We start from the raw sequence: 18,073 nt of genomic DNA on the forward strand, positions 1-18,073 counted from the left end.
AAAATTCCCCTCAGTATGTCGCAAAGATACGCCGGATCTCAGCCGGGTCACTGGTCACCGTGAGCGCCAGCGCGAGCAAGAGACGCGCCTTTTGCGGGTTGAGGTTGTCAGCAATCAGAAAACCGTTCTTCGTTGCCCTCGTGCCCGCGAAGGTACGTCCGGAACCCGCGCGGGTGGACTGCACCACAATCACGCCCTTTGCCACAGCGTCGCGAAGGACAGCCTCATCCGCGACGCCCGGAAAGCCTGGCGCGAAGCCCGCCGAGACGATTCCCCGGGCCCCGGCATCGACGAAGGCGCGCACCGCCGCGCCGTCGCTACCGGTATAGGCATAAGCGATGTCCACGCGCGGCAGCGCATCGAGAAACCGCACATCGAATTCAGTGTCCGGCGCGGTTTTGCGAACCGGCCGGCGATAGAACGTCACCGCATCGCCGTCCGCATGGCCGAGCGCGCCGAAATCCGGAGAACGGAATGTCTGCAGGCGGAATGTCGAGGTTTTCGTGACCTCCCGCGCCGCATGGATCTCGTCGTTCAGCACGGCAAGCACACCGAGCCCGCGCGCCGCGGGCGAGGCCGCGACGCGCACCGCGTTCAAGAGGTTCATGTTGGCATCCGTCGAAAGTGCGCTCGCCGGACGCTGTGCCCCCACCAACACGACCGGCAACGGGATTTTCAGCGTCAGGCTGAGAAACCACGCCGTCTCCTCGAGCGAGGCCGTACCATGACCAATGACGATGCCCGCAAGGTCAGGCTCTTCGGTCGCCAGCCGCTCGCACAGCCAGACCAGCTCCTTCCAATCGGGAAAGAAAATGTGATGGCTCGGCACGTTGCGAAACGGTACGGGACGTACATCGGCGACGAGGGCGAGCTCCGGGACGCGCGCCGCCAGCATGTCCGCATGAAGCACCGTCTCATTCGCGCCGTAATCAAGGATGTCGAGCGGGCCGGTGCCGATGGACGCAATGGTGCCACCCGTACCAATGAAGGCTACCTTTGGCTTGGATGTCATGCGTCATAAACTCCTTCTTCGTGCGGGAGTTCCGCACGTGCTTCCGCCCTGATGCAACGGGCCATATGATGTTCATCCCGCCGCCAAATGCCGGGCACGGCCTCAACGCAAGCGTCAACCGCCAAATGGCAACGCGGCGCGAAGCTGCAGCCCGGCGGCAGCGCGCGCAAATCGGGGGGCGCGCCGGCGATCGCGGCGATCGGTTCGCCCGCCGGCACGCTATCCACGTCCGAGGCGAGTAAGCCCCTCGTGTACGGATGCAGCGGATTCCCCAGAACTTCGGCAACCGGACCTTCCTCCACGATACGGCCGGCATACATCACGGCAATCCGATCGGCGATTTGCGCCGCCACGCCGAGGTCATGAGTCACAAAAATGATGGCCATGCCGAACTCGTCGCGAAGCCTGCGCAGCAGCAGAAGCACCTGGATCTGCACCGTCGCGTCAAGCGCCGTGGTCGGCTCGTCCGCGAGCAGCAATCTGGGCCCGCAAGAGAGGGCCAGTGCGATCATCGCACGCTGGCGCAGCCCGCCCGAAAGTTCGTGCGGGTAGGCATCGAGCCTGCGCTTCGCGGACGGCACGCCCACGAGTTCGAGCAGCTCCAGCGCGCGCGCCCGCGCCGCTTGCGCCGTTCCTCCCTTATGCCGGCGCACCGTCTCCGCAATTTGCGCGCCCACCGTATAGACCGGATCCAGAGCCGTCATCGGCTCTTGAAACACCATGGAGACGACACCGCCCCGCAGGTTGCGCAGCGCGCGCGGCGTGAGCGAGAGGACATTTTGGCCATCGATCTCGATCTTGCCCGTGAGTTTCGTCCGGCGTTCGGGCAACAGGCGCATCAGCGCGCGCAGCGTCACGCTCTTGCCGCTGCCGGATTCACCGATGATGCAAAGGATCTCGCTTTGCGCGAGGGAAAGGCTCACACCATTCACCGCGCGCACCGGGGGGCCGCCAGCCGTGAACTGCACCGTGAGGTCTTCAAGCCGTGCGATGGGATCCGCGTTAGGCGGGCTCTTCGGCCCAGTCATGTCAATGTTTCCCATGACAAGCCCGTGCCTGCCAGGCTGTGCCCGGATTCCGGATCATGGATAAAGCACGCAGCCTCGTGGCGCAGGCCCTCGTCCGGCGGTCTGGTGACAAGCATCGGCATTTTGGCGGTGCACACGGCCTCGGCAAAACGGCAGCGCGGCGCGAACCGGCAACCCGGCGGCAGATCGACCGGGTTCGGGGGCTCGCCTGTCACCGGCAGGCTCTCGATCCGCCGCGCCGGATCCATCGACGGCCGTGAGGCCAAAAGCGCGCGCGTATAGGGATGAAGCGGTGCGGCAAACAGGGCTGAAGCGGGCCCCACCTCCACCACCTGACCAAGATACATCACCAGCACGCGATGGCTGATATAGCGCACGACGCTCAGATCGTGGCTGATGAAAAGAAAGGCCAGTCCCAGCTCGGCGCGGAGCCGCACCAGCAGATTGAGCACTTGTGCCTGCACGGATTTGTCGAGGGCGGACACTGCCTCGTCCAGGATCACCATGCGGGGGCCGATCGCGAGGGCACGGGCGATGTTCACGCGCTGCTTCTGGCCGCCTGACAGTTCGTGCGGAAAGCGTCCCCCGACCAGATCCGGATCGAGATTGACTTGCCGCAGGGCCTCGCGCGCAACCGTCAGCGCTTCGCGCCGCCCCTTGCCCTGCATGCGGGGACCGAAGGCGATGCTGTCCTGTACCGGCAGGCGCGGGTTGAGCGAGGCGCTGCTATCCTGGAACACCATCTGCATCTGGCGCCGAAGAGAGGCGACGCCGATGCCTTGCGCGCCATTCACCGCCTCGCCATCGAACGTAAAATCTCCTTCGTCACAGGGCATGAGATGCATGAGCAAACGCGCGAGCGTGGATTTTCCGCAACCGGATTCGCCCACGATCCCGAGCGTTTCCCCCTTCGCGATGCTGAAGGAGACACCGTCCACCGCATGCACGCGCGCGCCAAGCTTGCCGCTGCCGCGCAAAAGGAAATGCTTCTTCAGATCTCGGACCAATAGCAACGGCAGCAGCGGGCCTTCGAAATCCGAAGGGGGTTGCGCGAGGATTGAGCTCATCGGCGGACATCCATCGCCTCGCCAAGCCCATTGCTGAGCAGGCTGAACGAAACGGAGGTGATGAAGATCGCAGCACCTGGAAGGGCACAAACCCAGGGCACCACGTAAATCGACTGCACTAGCGTGCTGAGCATCAAGCCCCAATCAGGGGTCGGTGGCTGAACGCTGAGGCCGAGAAAGGAGAGGCCCGCGGATAGCAGCATGCTGACGCTCACGAGGCTCGAAGCATAGACCAGAATGGGGCCTAGCACGTTGCCGATGACATGGTAGCGGATGATGGCCCAGCCGCCCGCCCCCGTGGCCCGCGCGGCCTCTATGAAATCGAGCCGCCGAACTTGTGCCGTGGCGGTTTCCGCCACACGGCACATTGGCGGGATGAAGACGAGCGTCAGCGCCACCATGCCGTCAATTAACCCGCCGCCCATCGCCCCCGCGATCGCGACCGCGAGCAGCACGGACGGGAAAGCATAGAACACGTCCATCACCCGCATGACGATCCCGTTCGCGATCTTGCCGTAAAACCCGGCAACAATGCCAAGGCCGCCGCCAATAATGGTCGCACCGACCACCGGCGCCACGCCCATCGCGAGGGAAACCCGCGCCCCGTAAATGAGACGGCTCAGCATATCGCGACCAAGCTCATCGGTGCCAAGGAGATGCCCGTCATAGCCAAACGGCTTGAGACGCAGGATGATGCCGCCCTGGTTCGGATCGAATGGCGCGACCCAAGGTGCCAGGACCGCGGCGAGGACGATGCACAAAAGCAGGAAGGCTCCCAGCAAGGCACCGGGATGTTTGCAGAACTTCCGCCACACGCCTAGCCAGTAGCCATGGCTGGCGGGCATTCCGGCCGGAATTGAAATAACCTCAACCACGGCGAAGGCGCGGATCGACGCGGACCTGAAGCAGATCGGCGATAAGGTTGGTGACCACGAAAATCATCGAAAGCACCAGAACGATTCCCTGCAGCAAGGGAACATCCCGGTTCTGAATCGCGTACCCGAGCAGATATCCGGTACCCGGCCAACTGAACACGGTTTCCACCAGGATCGAGCCCCCCATCAGGTAGCCGAACTGCAGCGCGACCACCGCGATCACTTGCGGCAGCGCGTTACGAAGCACGTGGCGGGTGATTGCCTCCTCGTCCAACCCCTTTGCGCGCAACGTCAGCACGAAGTCTTGCGAAAGCACGTCGAGCACCGCAGCCCGTGTGCTGCGCGCAATAATCCCGGTTGGGATCAGCGCCAGGCTGATCGCCGGCAAAATCATGAAGCGCAGGTCGGACCAATTGAACATGCCGATCGAACCGGGCGCGATCGGGGCCATGCCCGTTGCCGGCAGCAGCGGCCATTGCACGGCGAAGACGATCACCAGCACCACCCCGACCCAGTAATTCGGCAGGCTGATGCCGAACATGGCCAATCCGGACACGATCCGATCAAGCATGCGGCCCGGATAGCGGGCGGCCGCGACCCCCATCGCATAACCGATGATGAGCGCGGCCGGCATGGCAAGCGCGACAAGCCGCAACGTGTTCACGAGCGCCTCGCCGACCTCCAGAGAAACCGGACGATTGGTCGCGATCGAAATCCCGAGATTGCCATGCAGCACGCGACCGAGCCAGATCAGATACTGTATTGCGAGCGGCTTATCGAAGCCGTAAGCGTGTTTGATGACGGCGATCGTGGCGGCCGTTGCGTCGGAGGGAACCACGGTCTCCAGAGGATCGCCCGGCGCAATATAGACCAAAGCAAAGCAGACGACGCTAACGCCAACGGCAATCGGAAAAGCCAGCGCCAAGCGCCTGAAAATTCCAAGCATAACCGATTACGGGCTGATCGTCACAGATGTGATGTCTTGAAACCAACTCTGCGCCTGCACAAACCCATGGACGTTCGGCGACAATGCACGGGGGTTCACGTCATAGGCCACAAAAATCTGCATGGCCTGGACGTTCATCAACTCATTGAGTTTGGCCAGGAGCGCCGTGCGTTTCTGCGCGTCGAATTCGCCATAGATCTGGGTTATCAACGCGTCGGCATCCTTGTTCGAATAGTGGCCCCAATTGCTGCCATGCGGCGCCCATTGAGATGTGGAGACAAGGCGGATTAACGCATCAAACGGATCCTGACTCTGGTGGCTGATATTGATCGCGCTCAAGTTGGGATATTTGTCCACACCGTTGCGCCCCACGGCGAGCAACTGATTCCAATCCATGGTGTCGAGCTTCACATTGAAGCCGACGGCATCGAGCTGCTCTTTCACGAGTTCATTCATGGAGAGAGATTGCATCTGCCCCGAGCCGGAACTGGAGATGCCAAAGACCACATTGCAAGGATAGCATCCCGCCTGCTTCAGCAATGCCGTCGCCTTGGCCGGGTCGAATTTATATTCGACAGGGTGCCCGTAATACGGCGTGCTCGGAGGGACGGTCGAATAGCCTTCGATCATCATACCGTCCAGCAGGGCCTTCATGTCAGCGCGATTGATGGCATAGTTCGCGGCTTGTCGCACACGGATATCCGTGAACGGGCTCTTCACGAAGTTGAGCTGGTAATCCCAGTTATGGGGATAGGTATTGGTGATGATCTGCATGCCGGCAGCCTTGAGGCGCCTTGCGGAATCCGGATCCGGCGCTTCGATCCAGTTCACCTGGCCGCTCAGGAGCGCGGCGGTGCGGGTCGCGGGGTCTGGCATCGGGAACAGCTCGACCTTATCCTGCTTGGGAATGCGGGCCTTGTTCCAATAATTCTTGTTCGGAACGAGATCCATTTCCTGATGCGGAATTTCTCTCGAGAAAAGGTAGGGTCCTGTGCCCGACGGATGATTTGCAAAATCTTGCCAGTTATAATTCAGGGCCTTTGCACGGCAGGGGCTGACGAGCAGAATGTAGCTGATTTCGTACGGGAACAGGGAATCGACGCGCTTCGTCGTAATCGCCACCGTGTGATCGTCGATCGCCTCCGACGAAGCATAATTCGTGAGATAGGACGATGCTTGCGCGGCCTCCGCCGCATAATATTGCGCTGATTTTGGGTCGGTTAGATGCGCCAGATTCCACACCACATCACTGGCGACGAACGGGCACCCGTCATCCCACTTGACCCCCTGACGGAGATTAAAGATCCAGCGTTTGTTGTCGTTGGGATCGACATGCCAGGATGTTGCAAGGCCAGGAACAAGGACAGAGGGCTTGGTCGCGCTCGAAAGATCCCATTCGACAAGCGAGTCGTAGAGATTGTAACCTACGAAACGGTATCCCTCAAAACCCTGGTCGGGATTACCCGTGGTGATCGGCAGGTCAGAAGCGGTCATGCCGATTTTCAGCACGCCTTGGGCATGGGCAACTGAGACATCGGCCGCAGACACCGCCACCGATAACAGCAAGAGCGTACGCAGCCAGCGATGGTTAGACGAGAAGGAGTCGGATTTCATAGATCTGCCGCCTTTTCTTCGTATCAAACATTATCCAGAAAACATTGCGTCAAACGGACGGCTCGTTGCCTGTATTTCTAACATCCTTGGTGCGGCCGGTACCTCGCACGGGTGCCTCCCGCAGGAGCAAAATGACTTGCGAGCTCGAATGCCAAAGCGTGCTCATCGGCGTCCATTTTGCGAGGACTCTTCAAGTTCGGTTTGACCTTCATCGTTACGGGTGCCGAGAGATCGCGAAGCTTTATCAGTCCCTAACCTGACATCGTCCAGCACGAGCGCAAGATACGCGTGAATAAAAAATTGCCTTTCAGAGCTATGTTTGGCGTTAGTTTTATCGGATCAGACAAAAATTGATCTTTTTTTGATGATAATTTGTCATTTCATCTCACGCTATCCCATCGGAATACGCTTGACGCCCGTTTTTTCAGCGATATCTATCTCACTGCCACGCGTATACCGAATCGAAAGCCGTGGTCGCCTTTGACGTCTGCCACCCCCCAGGAAGGAGAGCTTTGCATTTTTTCAGTCTTAATGGCGTCTTACGACGGCGCACGCCGATGTGCCTCACTTGTTCAAACATTGGCGCGCGGAAGCGGAATTGCCGGTGACCGTGGATGCCGTCCACAAAATGCTCGCCGCGCAAAAGGCACCGATCCGCTATTGCTGCCGGCCTTCCTGAGCGATGCGCAAGAGGCCGGCTGGCAATTGATTTCGGACTGCCTAGGATATCACCATCGTCAAGACATTGGGGGTAACGTTGAGCGCTTCCACCATCAATATCGGGCTCGTTCTTTTTCCCGGACTCACGCAATTGGACCTAACGGGACCGGCCGAAGTTTTTGCCCGGATTCCAGGGGCCAATCTCCAGCTTTTGTGGAAGACATTGGAACCGGTGACATCCGATAGAGGGTTATCGATCCTGCCCACGACAGAATTCAGCGCGTGCCCGACACTCGATGTCATCTGCGTTCCTGGTGGTCCTGGGCAAATTGAACTTATGACGGATGATGAGACACTGGACTTCCTCCGTCGGATCGCGCCGACCTGCCGGTTCGTCACTTCGGTCTGTACCGGCTCGTTGGTATTGGCTGCAGCGGGGCTTCTGTCGGGATACCGCGCAACCTGCCATTGGTCCTCCATCGATCAATTGAGTTTACTCGGGGCGATACCTGTTAACGATCGGGTTGTGCGTGACCGCAACCGGCTAACGGGTGCGGGCGTAACCTCGGGCATTGATTTTGCCCTGGCGGTGGCTGCCGAGCTTGCCGGCCCTGAAACGGCTCAAGAGATCCAGCTTCAGCTTGAATATGATCCGCAGCCTCCGTTTCATGCCGGGTCGCCGCGCACAGCCCCTCACGCGATCCTTGAACAGGTGAGCACCAAGATCGCGCCGTTTATCGCATCCCGGCGCGCTGTTACCGAACAGGTCGCCCAGCGCCTGGCCCCCTCTCACCCGACTGAAGTTCGATAAGCGGAAGGAACGGACGACGATCTGCAAATTCGCCCCTCAAGACACGGGGCGGCTGCCTACCTCTCCTGTTTGGGGCTCCAACACCTACGCCATGATTTCCACGAACGGCGTATGATCGATCAGCGCGTTGGCGATCTTCCGCGCCGCATTCGCGAGCGCGTCTTGGTCGACCGCGGCAGCAACGCTCAGGCGCACAGCGTGATCGGCATTCTCTCGCCCGACCGCGAAGGCATCAGAGGGCAGGACAAGGATGCCGTTGCCGCGGCTCCATCGGGTAAATTCGTCCTTTGTCCATGGTTCGGGCAGTTCGAGCCACGCGTGCGGGGCATACGGCGCCGTATGGATCTTTTGGCGGCCCAAGATTTGCCCGAGGATCGCATTGCGCTGCGCGAGTTCAGCGCGGTTCTCGTGAAGGATCCGCCCCGCCGTGCCGTTGCAGATCATCTTGGTTGCGACATCTGCCGGCAGCGACGATGCCATCCAGCTCGTGCCGTGCAGTGCCGCAGCGATCTTGCCGGTCATTGAAGCCGGCACGTCGAGATAGCCGATGCGGAGTCCCGGGCCTAAGGTTTTCGATAGGCCGGTCAATCGGATCACGCGCTCCGGCGCCAGGCTCACCAGCGGCGGAAGCTTGGTATCGATGAGACCCCTGTAAACATCGTCTTCGATGATAGAGACATTGTGGCGGCGTGCAATTTCCACAATTGCGTGGCGGCGCTCCTCAGGCAGCGTTGCAGTGGTCGGGTTCTGCAGATTGGGTACGCATACCAGCGCCTTGATCCGCTGCGCCGTACACGCTGCTTCAAAAGAGTCCGGAAGCAACCCATGCTCGTCAATGTCGATCGGCGCCAGGCGCAGTCCGAGCAGGGGGGTCGCCGCCTTGAAGCTCGTATAGGTCAGCCGTTCGGTGGCAACAGCATCACCGTGATCGCATAACGCGAGCAGGGCGCAAAACAGGGCATGCTGAGCCCCGTTGCAAATGAACACCCGGTCGGGTTCCGGCGCGCTACCGGACGTGATGCCGAACCATGCGGCGCCTGCCTCGCGGTGACGCAGGTGGCCGCCGCCATAGACGTAGTCGAGGGACGCGCCAAACTCTTCGTCCTGCGCGCAATCGCTCATTGCGCATCGTAGTGCCGCGGCCCACGTCGCCAGCGGCGCCCGGTGGCCGCGCAGATCGACCGGCCGGCCCTCATCCGAGGCCCCTTCGCGCAGCCCACCAGGCTTGTTCGACGTCGCCACGCCGATATCGGCGCGCACATGCGTCCCGCGGCGGGTGCCCGCATCGATCAGGTTCTGCTGGATCACCTCGCGAAAAGCGCGGGAGACCGTACTGACCGTGATGCCGAGTTTTGCGGCCAGCTCACGATGCCCCGGAAGCCGGTCGCCAGGCTGTAGCGTGCCGTTATGGATGTCAGCGACCATCGCATTGGCGATGCGCTCGTATATCGGACCAGTCGCCCCCTCCAGGTTCGGTTCCCAAGTCACCGTGTCATCCTCATTTTCTCGTCGCCGTGCGCCAACTGTACCGTACCGTCACGGATTCGTGTTCACAAGATACAATGAACCATTACAATAGGGATCACGCTGAGGGCGGACGATCGATTGATCGCCTGGCTTGCCCTGGGGATCGCGGCGATCGTTGGAAACGGCGGACGCATTTTTTCGAGTCATTCAAATAATTTCGTCTTGCCTGTTACAATGTATGCGTACATAATTCATTGCGTCTTTGCTTTGTACCGAATTTTACAAAATTTCTGACACTTTTGTCAGTACAATATGTTGGGGGGCAGATCATGCAGGCTGATGTCGACACGGCCGTCCGAAAGCGGTCAACCGGTGGCCATTATTCTCCGAGCATCCGAGCCGGCGACTTTGTCTTCGTCGCCGGGCAGACCCCACGTGATGCTGAGCGCCGGGTTGTCGGCGCAACGATCGAGGAGCAGACCGCGGCGACCATCGAAAATCTCAGGGTGGTGCTGGAGGAGGCCGGGGCGACGCTCTCCCAAGTGGTCAAAGCGACGGTCCATTTGGCCAATCTGAGCGATGCGCCGCGGTTTGACGCCACTTATGCCGGATATTTCCCTGATAATCCGCCCGTCAGAACGACCGTGGGGAGTGTGCTGAACGGTGTGCTGGTCGAAATCGACGTCATCGCCTTCGTCGGTACCGCAACATCACGGACCGAGCGGGAGGCATGATGCCGGCATCCGACCGCGTGCCCACAGGCGGACTCGAAGCCTCGGTGCCGCGTGATACACCGACCCCGGCCTTCCTGGTCATAGAGGAAGTTGTTCGCCGCAACCTTGCGGCGGCGATTGCGGCGAGTGGGTCCGCGGCGCGGTTTCTGCCGCATTTGAAAACCCACCGGGCGCCCTGGCTCACGGAATGGCTGGTCGCCGAAGGTGTGACAGGCTGCAAGGTCGCCACGCCTGCGGAAGCTGAGCTTGCGCTCGCCGCCGGGATGCGGATGGTCCTGTGGGCCTATCCGACCGTCAACCCCGCCAATATAGCGCGCTTCATCGCCGATGCACGTCGATATCCTGGTGCCCGGCTTGTGGGACTCGTTGATTCCGCGGCGGGCGTAGAAGCTTGGGCGGCGGCATTGCAGCACGACCGACCGGTGAATCTGGCTTTTCGTGTCGATCTCGATCCCGGCATGGGGCGAACGGGCGTGCCGATCGGAAGCATGGCCCTGGATCTCGCTCGTCGCCTGCATCACGAAGGTTGTTTCGCTGGCTGGCACGTCTACGACGGCAACGTCAAGGACCTCGATCGTAACGTCCGGCAACGGCAGGTCGACGTTCTTGTCGAGGCCATCAACGTTTTGCGGCGCCAGCTGAAAGCCGAAGGAATCCCCTCCGACGTTGTCGCGGGTACCAGCTACACGTTTGAGTTCTGGTCCGAGGACGCAGCGGCCTATGTTTCGTCGGGCAGTTGGACCTATTCCAGCGATCAGCACGATCGAGAGCTCCGCTCCGCCGGCTGGGCGCCAAGCGCGTTCGTCCTCGCGACGGTGGTTTCCACCAGGAATGGCACGGCGACCCTTGATGCCGGGGCCAAGGCCATCGCGCCCGACAAGCCAGTTGCCGAGCGATTTCGTTGGGATGGCAGGATCCTCCTGATGAATGAGGAACATACCGTCGTCGAATCCCGGACGCTTGCCGTGGGAGACCGGGTGCTCCTGATGCCCCGGCATGCTTGCACGACGGCCTACCTCTATGACGAGGCGCTGGTTTTGACGGTTGACGGCAAGTGGGAGCGCCGTTCCCAACTTGCCAGCAGAAGATAACGTCCGACGGCGCAACCTGCGTCCGAAACGGCAAGCAACGAGGAGTGGAAAAATACGAATGAATGACGGTACGACCTCTCTTGTTATAGAGCAAATCGAAGATGTTATCGGACGAAATGTTGGCCGGGATATCGGCCGCATGGTGGCCTTTGCCAGAGGCGGCGTCGAGCGCGCCGCACGGTCGATAACCGGCGCGTCCAAACCGCATGTCGGCATCGTCACGGGATTCTTTATTCGCCACGCTGAACCGCCCTCTCCGGAAACCGATGGCCTTGGGGGCGCTGCACATTTAGCAGCTGGACTATTGAATGCTGGTATTCCGACAACCCTGATTTCGGATGCGCCCTGTGCTAAAGCGGTCTGGGCAATGAGTACCGCGGTACCTGGTGCGGTTGAGCTGGAGATCGTGTCCACGACGAGAGATGCCGTATATCAGCTGCGAAATAGGCTCTCTCAGGCGGCGCGGCCAATGACTCATCTCATTGCCATTGAACGTGTGGCACCGGGCGTCGATGGTAAGCCCCATAGAGAGCACGGATGGGACATGACGGCCGAAACCGCCCCCCTTGATCTGCTCTTTGACGACGAAGGGTGGACCTCTCCGTGGACGACCATCGGGATCGGCGATGGAGGTAACGAAATCGGCATGGGCGGGTTGCCGCCAGAGATCGTCGCCAACGATATTCCGAATGGAGGATTGATCGCGGCGAAAACGCGCACCGATCACCTCATCGTCGCAGGCGTTTCGAACTGGGGTGCCTATGGATTGCTGGCCGCAATGGCTGCGCTTTGCCCGAAACGTGCCACTGATCTGCTTCAGTATTTCACGCCAGAGATGGATCGCCAGTTTCTTGAAGCTGCCGTTCTGATTGGGCAGGCAGTGGACGACAGCCGGCCTGATCGCCCTGGCAAGCCTCAGCTCAGCGTGGACCGCCTGTCGGTCGAACAGCATGCAGAGGTGATCAGTGCATTGAGGTCAATCGTGGTCAAATAACTTCTCTTTTCAAATAAATCTGCCATTTTCTAAAACCTTCGCTAACCTTCGCTAATTCCAAAGCCTTCTATCCAGCACACGGCACACGCCACAAAAAATTTAAAAAAATGATTTTCTCAATCCTAACCTTTGATTCTATAGGAGAGACGTGTGAACGTGATCGATGTACATGGAGATAATAATACTCCAGAAGTAAGACATACTGAGCAATCGACGATGGCTAAGGTCATGCGTCGGATCATTCCCTTTTTGATTCTCTGCTACTTTGTTTCGTATCTAGACCGCATCAATGTCGGCATGGCGGCGATCGCGATGAACAAGAGCATAGGTCTTTCGCCTATCGCTTACGGAGCGGGCGCCAGCATCTACTTTCTCGGTTACTTCCTGTTCGAGGTTCCGAGCAATCTGATGATGCAAAAGCTTGGTGCGCGCGTGTGGATCGCGCGTATCATGATAAGCTGGGGTTTGGTTTCAGGCGCCACGGCGTTCGTCATTGGCCCGCACTCGTTTCTGGTCGTGCGGTTTCTTCTTGGCGCCGCCGAAGCCGGATTTTTCCCCGGCTTGGTTCTGTATCTGTCCTGGTGGTTTCCGGCCGCCTATCGCGCGCGCATCACCGGCATGTTCATGGCGGCGATGCCGATCGCGGGGATCATTGGCACGCCATTGTCCGGTTTGCTCCTCGGTCTCAATGGTGGCCTCGGGCTGCAGGGCTGGCAATGGCTGTTCATCATCGAGGCGGCCCCGGCCGTCATGCTCGGTTTCGTCGTGCTCCGCTATCTAACAGATCGCCCCAAAGATGCGGCATGGCTGCCTCCCCCGGAGCGGGAGTGGCTTGGCGCCCGGATGGAAGACGAGCGGCGCGCTGGGGAGAAAAAAGACTTCCTTTCGATCGGGCGGGCCTTCGCCAAACCACAAATATGGGCGCTCAGCGCTATTTGCTTTGGCGCCAATATCGCCAATTATGGCCTGACCCTGTGGCTACCGCAGATCGTCAAAGCGTTCGGTGTCAGCAATCTGGAAACCGGGTTCATTGCGGCGATTCCGTCTATCTTCGCATCTGCCAGTATGATTCTTTGGACCCGAAGTGCCGACCGAACCGGCAAACGAGTCGGCCACATTGTGGTCGCGGCTTTTTGTGCCGCCGCCGGCCTAGCGGTCTGCGTCGTTCTACACAATCCGGTCGTGACGATGGCGGCGCTGTGTTTCGCGAGCGTTGGCATCTACGCGCTGATCGCAACCTTCTGGGGCTGGGCGCCGACCCTGCTGGCCGGCCCCGGGGCGGCGCCCGGGCTGGCGATCATCAACTCGGTCGGGGCGTTGAGTGGCTATGTCGGCCCGCTTATCGTCGGCTGGATCAAACAGTCGACGGGTGATTTCAGCCTCGGGCTGCTGGCATTGGCCATGGGGCCGTTATTGTCAGCCTGTGTGGCCTCGGCGGTCTTCCGAACCGCAGAGGGGAGCAAACGCTTGGTCTTCGGAAAAAACGATGCGATTTGATCTCCCCCGCTGCTAATGGCATGCCCGGCAGCCAAGAAAGAAGCCGCTTTTTGAAAAAAGCGGCGCAAAAACTTTTGTTTACGCTGGGCCATGGGCGTTGGCCCTGACACAGCCTCAGGCCCAGCATAACAAAGTTTTTTTGCTACTTTTTGTTCACAAAAAGTAGCGCTTCCTTCCCTTAGCCTTTGCGCAACAAACCGCGTAGCGCCTCCACCGTGGTCACCGGCAAAGCGCACACGCCGCCCTGGCAGACATAAGCCGCCGCCCGGTCCGTGGCTTTTTCTGCCGCCGGATGGAAGGGCGGCAGCGCGCCGCCGGCGGCTTGCAGCACCACCATTGCCGGGTCGGGCGCGGCGAGCGCGGCCTGGGCCAGAGCTTTGTCGCCGCCGGTCACCACCACGCAGACAGCGTTTTCCAGCATGTCCGCCGCCGCGAGCAGCACCGGCGAGGCCCCCAGCATGGCCGTCCGGCCGCCGAACGCGGCCAGCAGCGCTTCCGCCCTGGCGCGGTAGGAAGCATCGCCGGTGAGGTGGTACAGGCGCGCATAATTCTCCGCCATCAGCCCGATGCCGGACGGGGTCGGGCCATCCGTGACATGCCGCGCCTTTGGGCCCGGAACATCCGCCGCATCGTCCGCCACCATGAAGAACGCGCCCGCGCCATCAGCAAAATGCGCCTCGGCGGCGTGCAGGATGTGCAGCGCCTGCCGCAGGCAGGACTCGTCGCCGCTCTGCTCATAAAGCGCCAGCCCGGCGCGGATCATCGAAGCCTGGTCGTCCAGCAGCCCCGCCGCGGAGATTTTCCCGGCGCGGTAGGCATGGGCGATGCGGCCATCCGCCTGGCCCAGCCGGTCGCGTAGAAAATCAAAATTTTGCGCCGCCAATTCGAGCCAGGCGGGCTCCTCGAACACCGCAGCGGCCCGCGCCAGAGCGGCGATGGTCAGGGCGTTCCAGTCGGCGAGAATTTTATCGTCGCGCGCCGGCCGGATGCGCGTGCTGCGCCGCTGCAAAAGCCTGTGCCGCGCCGCCGCCAGCCGTGCCTCGGTGGCGGGATCGGAAAAGGGGGTCTTGCGCTCCAGAATGATGCGCTCTTCCCAATTGCCATGCGCCGGGAGGTCGTAATGGCGGCCAAAGAACGCCGTTTCCTCCAGCCCGAGAATGCCGGCGATTTCGCCGGCTTCCCAGACATAGAACTTGCCCTCCACGCCCTCGCTGTCGGCATCCTCCGAGGCGGCGAAGGCGCCTTCCTCGCGCATGTCGCGCTCAAGCCAGCCCACCATCTCCCGCGCCCGCGCGGCGTAAAGCGGGTTTTTGGTCCTTGCATAGACCAGGGCCAGCAAATCGAGGATCAACGCATTGTCGTAGAGCATCTTCTCGAAATGCGGGATCAGCCAGTTCTCATCGGTCGCGTAACGCGCATAGCCGCCGCCGAGATGGTCATGAATGCCGCCCTGGCTCATCGCGGTCAGCAGCAGATCCACCGCGTCGGCCGCCTTGGCGTCACCGGTGCGGAACGCCTCCTGCCACAGGAAGCGGAAAATCGGCGCGTTGGGGAATTTCGGCGCGCCGTTCAGCCCGCCGCGCGTCCAGTCCACGCCATGCAGCAGCCGCCCGCGAACCTCGTCCAGCACCTGCGGCCCCGGCGCGTCGCCCGGCCGGGCCGCCGCGCTGGCGGCCAGCGCCCGGGTCATCTCCACCACCGTCTCGTCGATCCGCGCCCGGTCGATCTCCCACGCCTTGGCCAGCGCCTGCAGTACCTGCGTGAAGCTCGGCCGGCCGAAACGGGGCACGGGCGGAAAATAGGTGCCGCCCCAGAACGGCGCGCCGTCCGGGGTCAAAAACATCGTGAGCGGCCAGCCGCCCTGCTCGCCCATCGCATGCAGCGCCGTCATGTAGATCTGGTCGATGTCCGGCCGCTCCTCGCGGTCGACCTTAATGCTCACGTAATGCGCGTTCATCAGCGCAGCGACTTGGCCGTCCTCGAAGCTCTCATGCGCCATCACATGGCACCAATGGCAGGCGGCATAGCCGATGGAGAGCAGAATCGGCACGTTGCGCGCCTTCGCCTCGGCCAGGGCCTCAGGCCCCCAGACCTGCCAATGCACCGGGTTGTCCTTGTGCTGCAGCAAATACGGCGAGGACGCCTCGCTCAACATGTTCGGCATCTCTGGCTTCCCGCTGATGATGATCGACCTTAGATAAGACCGAGTTCTGGGAGTAACAGCTTTGGGCGAAAGACGACAGACGGACCCGGCGCCGTATTTTTCCACCCACATCTTCATGTGCTGCAACCGCCGCCCGGAAGGGCATGAGCGCGGCTGCTGCGCCTCCAAAGGGTCGGAAAAAATCCGCGACTATATGAAAGCGCGGGTGAAGGAGCTTGGCATTAAAAACGTGCGCGTGAACCAGGCCGGCTGCCTGGACCGCTGCGAACTGGGCCCCTGCGCCGTGTTCTACCCCGAAGGCGTGTGGTACCGGCTGGATTCCTTCGCCGCCGTGGACGAGGTGCTGGAAAAACATCTGAAGGAAGGCGGGCGCGTGGCGGAGCTGATGCTGCCGTAAGGCAAGGAAGCGCTTCTTTTTTGAAAAAAAGAAGCAAAAAACTTTTATTATTCCGGGCCATGGGCGTTGTCGCCGACACAGCCCACGACCCAGCGTCAATAAAAGTTTTTTGCGCCGCTTTTTTCAAAAAAGCGGCCCCTTTCTTCCCTTGGCGGCACGCTGCGCTAAACTGCCGCCCATGCAATATAAATTCTCCCAGGTCGATGTGTTCACCGCGGTCCCGTACAAGGGCAATCCGCTTGCCGTAGTGCATGGCGCGGATGCGCTGAGCGACGCGCAGATGGCGGCGTTCGCGAACTGGACCAATCTCAGCGAAACCGCGTTTCTGCTCCAGCCGACCGATGGCAAGGCCGACTATCGGGTGCGGATTTTTACGCCCACCGACGAGCTGCCCTTCGCCGGGCACCCGACGCTCGGCGCCTGCCATGCCTGGCTCGCCGCCGGCGGCCGGCCGAAAGGCGCGGAGATCGTGCAGCAATGCGAAATCGGGCTGATCCGCGTCCGCCGTAAAGAGGGCCGCCTGGCGTTCGCCGCGCCGCCGGCCACGCTGGTTGAGGTCGACGCGGCGACCCTTGCACGGGTCGCCGCCAGCCTGCGCGTCGACCCGGCCGCCATTCTCGTCGCCCAGCACGTGTCCCAAAAACCCGCCTGGATCGCCGCTCTGTTCGCGAGCCGCGAGGAAGTTTTGGCGCTCCAGCCCGATTTTGCCGCCATGGGCGAGATGAAAATCGGCGCGGTGGGGCCGGCCCAGGGTGAAACCGATTTCGAGGTGCGCGGCTTCGTGCCCGGCCTCGGCGAAGACCCGGTGACCGGCAGCCTGAATGCCGGCTTGGCGCGGTGGCTGATCGGCACCGGCCGCGCCCCGGCGCGCTACACCGCCGCCCAAGGCACGGCCCTGGGCCGGGCCGGACGCATCTATCTCGAACAGGAGGGCGCCGATATCTGGGTGGGCGGGGATTGCGTGACCTGCATCACCGGCGACGTGGTGATGTGACGCCGGATCTTTTCCCGGAACAATTCGAGGGCCTGACCTGCCTGCCCGGCCTCGCCGCCGGCACCGCCGGGCAATTATGGGAAGCCGTGCAGACCATCGCCGCCGCTGCGCCATTCCGGCAGATGGTGACGCCCTGGGGCAAGAAGATGTCCGTCGGCATGACCAATTGCGGCGCCGCCGGCTGGGTCACCGACCTCAGCGGCTACCGCTACACCGAAACCGACCCGGAAACCGGCCAGCCCTGGCCGCCCATGCCAAAAATCTTCCTGGACCTCGCCCAAAACGCGGCCGCGCGCGGCGGCTTCACAAACTTCACGCCCGATGCCTGCCTGATCAACCGCTACGCCCCCGGCGCGCGGATGAGCTTGCACCAGGACCGCAACGAACGCGATTTCACCGCCCCCATCGTTTCCGTCTCGCTCGGCCTGCCCGCCATGTTTCTATGGGGCGGCCCCGCCCGCACCGACAAAACCAACCGCATCCTGTTAGAAAACGGCGACGTGCTGGTCTGGGGTGGCTCGGCCCGGCTGTATTTTCACGGAATTGCGCCGCTGAAGGAAGGGGAGCATCCGCTAACAGGACGCGCGCGGATCAATTTGACGTTTCGGAGGGCGATGTAGGCTAGGCAAGGCAAGGGGCTCCGCCCCTTGACCCCGCAGGGGCCGGAAGGCCCCTGACCCCATAATTTGAGAGGGGAGTTAGCTCGGAGCCGAAAAACCGAA

Annotated in this window: 16 protein-coding genes; 8 read left to right on the plus strand and 8 right to left on the minus strand. The window is 61.5% G+C overall.

The window, feature by feature from the left end; all coding sequences use genetic code 11:
- Positions 1-10: 10 nt before the first annotated feature.
- Genes VNC39_RS08880 through VNC39_RS08905 form a run of 6 tightly spaced genes read right to left on the minus strand, consistent with a single transcriptional unit; the run spans position 11 to position 6,542 of the window.
- A complete protein-coding gene (locus VNC39_RS08880) occupies positions 11-1,012 on the minus strand; it encodes an asparaginase (RefSeq protein WP_325398294.1) in 1,002 nt (333 codons plus the stop codon).
- The gene (locus VNC39_RS08885) at positions 1,009-2,040 is read right to left on the minus strand and encodes an ABC transporter ATP-binding protein (RefSeq protein ID WP_325398296.1); all 1,032 of its coding nucleotides are present in this window, start codon (positions 2,038-2,040) and stop codon (positions 1,009-1,011) included. Before VNC39_RS08885 ends, VNC39_RS08880 begins: the two co-directional genes overlap by 4 nt.
- A complete protein-coding gene (locus VNC39_RS08890; RefSeq protein WP_325398298.1) occupies positions 2,037-3,107 on the minus strand; it encodes an ABC transporter ATP-binding protein in 1,071 nt (356 codons plus the stop codon). Before VNC39_RS08890 ends, VNC39_RS08885 begins: the two co-directional genes overlap by 4 nt.
- The gene (locus tag VNC39_RS08895; RefSeq protein ID WP_325398300.1) at positions 3,104-3,952 is read right to left on the minus strand and encodes an ABC transporter permease; all 849 of its coding nucleotides are present in this window, start codon (positions 3,950-3,952) and stop codon (positions 3,104-3,106) included. The genes VNC39_RS08890 and VNC39_RS08895 overlap by 4 nt, the downstream gene beginning before the upstream one ends.
- Positions 3,953-3,974: 22 nt before the next feature.
- A complete protein-coding gene (locus VNC39_RS08900; protein ID WP_325398302.1) occupies positions 3,975-4,907 on the minus strand; it encodes an ABC transporter permease in 933 nt (310 codons plus the stop codon).
- 27 nt (positions 4,908-4,934) lie between these two features.
- Positions 4,935-6,542, minus strand: coding sequence for an ABC transporter substrate-binding protein (locus VNC39_RS08905; RefSeq protein WP_325398304.1), 1,608 nt, complete (start codon positions 6,540-6,542; stop codon positions 4,935-4,937).
- A 757-nt stretch (positions 6,543-7,299) separates the two neighbouring features.
- Between VNC39_RS08905 and VNC39_RS08910 the strand changes: the two genes are divergently transcribed.
- Positions 7,300-8,013: a DJ-1/PfpI family protein gene (locus VNC39_RS08910; RefSeq protein ID WP_325398306.1), complete on the plus strand. Its 714-nt coding sequence runs from the start codon at positions 7,300-7,302 to the stop codon at positions 8,011-8,013.
- A gap of 84 nt (positions 8,014-8,097) precedes the next feature.
- On the opposite strand, the gene VNC39_RS08915 is transcribed toward VNC39_RS08910, so the two are convergent.
- On the minus strand, positions 8,098-9,501 hold the full coding sequence (locus tag VNC39_RS08915; RefSeq protein WP_325398308.1) for a PLP-dependent aminotransferase family protein: 1,404 nt from the start codon (positions 9,499-9,501) through the stop codon (positions 8,098-8,100).
- A 308-nt stretch (positions 9,502-9,809) separates the two neighbouring features.
- On the opposite strand from VNC39_RS08915, the gene VNC39_RS08920 reads away from it, so the two are divergent.
- The 4 genes from VNC39_RS08920 (at position 9,810) to VNC39_RS08935 (ending at position 13,796) form a co-directional block, all read left to right on the plus strand.
- Positions 9,810-10,214: a RidA family protein gene (locus tag VNC39_RS08920; RefSeq protein ID WP_325398310.1), complete on the plus strand. Its 405-nt coding sequence runs from the start codon at positions 9,810-9,812 to the stop codon at positions 10,212-10,214.
- The gene (locus tag VNC39_RS08925) at positions 10,211-11,305 is read left to right on the plus strand and encodes an alanine racemase (RefSeq protein ID WP_325398312.1); all 1,095 of its coding nucleotides are present in this window, start codon (positions 10,211-10,213) and stop codon (positions 11,303-11,305) included. The genes VNC39_RS08920 and VNC39_RS08925 overlap by 4 nt, the downstream gene beginning before the upstream one ends.
- 58 nt (positions 11,306-11,363) lie before the next feature.
- A complete protein-coding gene (locus VNC39_RS08930; RefSeq protein ID WP_325398314.1) occupies positions 11,364-12,299 on the plus strand; it encodes a glutamate cyclase domain-containing protein in 936 nt (311 codons plus the stop codon).
- 150 nt (positions 12,300-12,449) lie between these two features.
- Positions 12,450-13,796 carry an MFS transporter gene (locus tag VNC39_RS08935; protein ID WP_325398316.1) on the plus strand — a complete coding sequence of 449 codons (1,347 nt, stop codon included), beginning with the start codon at positions 12,450-12,452 and terminating at the stop codon, positions 13,794-13,796.
- A gap of 178 nt (positions 13,797-13,974) precedes the next feature.
- Here the strand turns inward: VNC39_RS08935 and VNC39_RS08940 are convergent, their stop codons facing one another.
- Complete coding sequence (locus tag VNC39_RS08940; RefSeq protein WP_325398318.1) at positions 13,975-15,960, minus strand: thioredoxin domain-containing protein; 1,986 nt, start codon at positions 15,958-15,960, stop codon at positions 13,975-13,977.
- Positions 15,961-16,021: 61 nt separating this feature from the next.
- Here VNC39_RS08940 and VNC39_RS08945 point away from each other — a divergent pair, with 61 nt between their 5' ends.
- The 3 genes from VNC39_RS08945 to alkB all read left to right on the plus strand — a co-directional run bounded on the left by VNC39_RS08945 (position 16,022) and on the right by alkB (position 17,971).
- Complete coding sequence (locus tag VNC39_RS08945) at positions 16,022-16,357, plus strand: (2Fe-2S) ferredoxin domain-containing protein (protein WP_413788786.1); 336 nt, start codon at positions 16,022-16,024, stop codon at positions 16,355-16,357.
- A 178-nt stretch (positions 16,358-16,535) separates the two neighbouring features.
- Entirely contained in the window at positions 16,536-17,351 is an 816-nt protein-coding gene (locus tag VNC39_RS08950; protein ID WP_325398320.1) for a PhzF family phenazine biosynthesis protein, read from the plus strand.
- Entirely contained in the window at positions 17,348-17,971 is a 624-nt protein-coding gene (gene alkB / locus VNC39_RS08955; protein ID WP_325398322.1) for a DNA oxidative demethylase AlkB, read from the plus strand. The genes VNC39_RS08950 and alkB overlap by 4 nt, the downstream gene beginning before the upstream one ends.
- The last annotated feature ends 102 nt before the right edge of the window (positions 17,972-18,073 follow it).

This window comes from Acidocella sp. (assembly GCF_035535915.1).
Lineage (GTDB): Bacteria > Pseudomonadota > Alphaproteobacteria > Acetobacterales > Acetobacteraceae > Acidocella.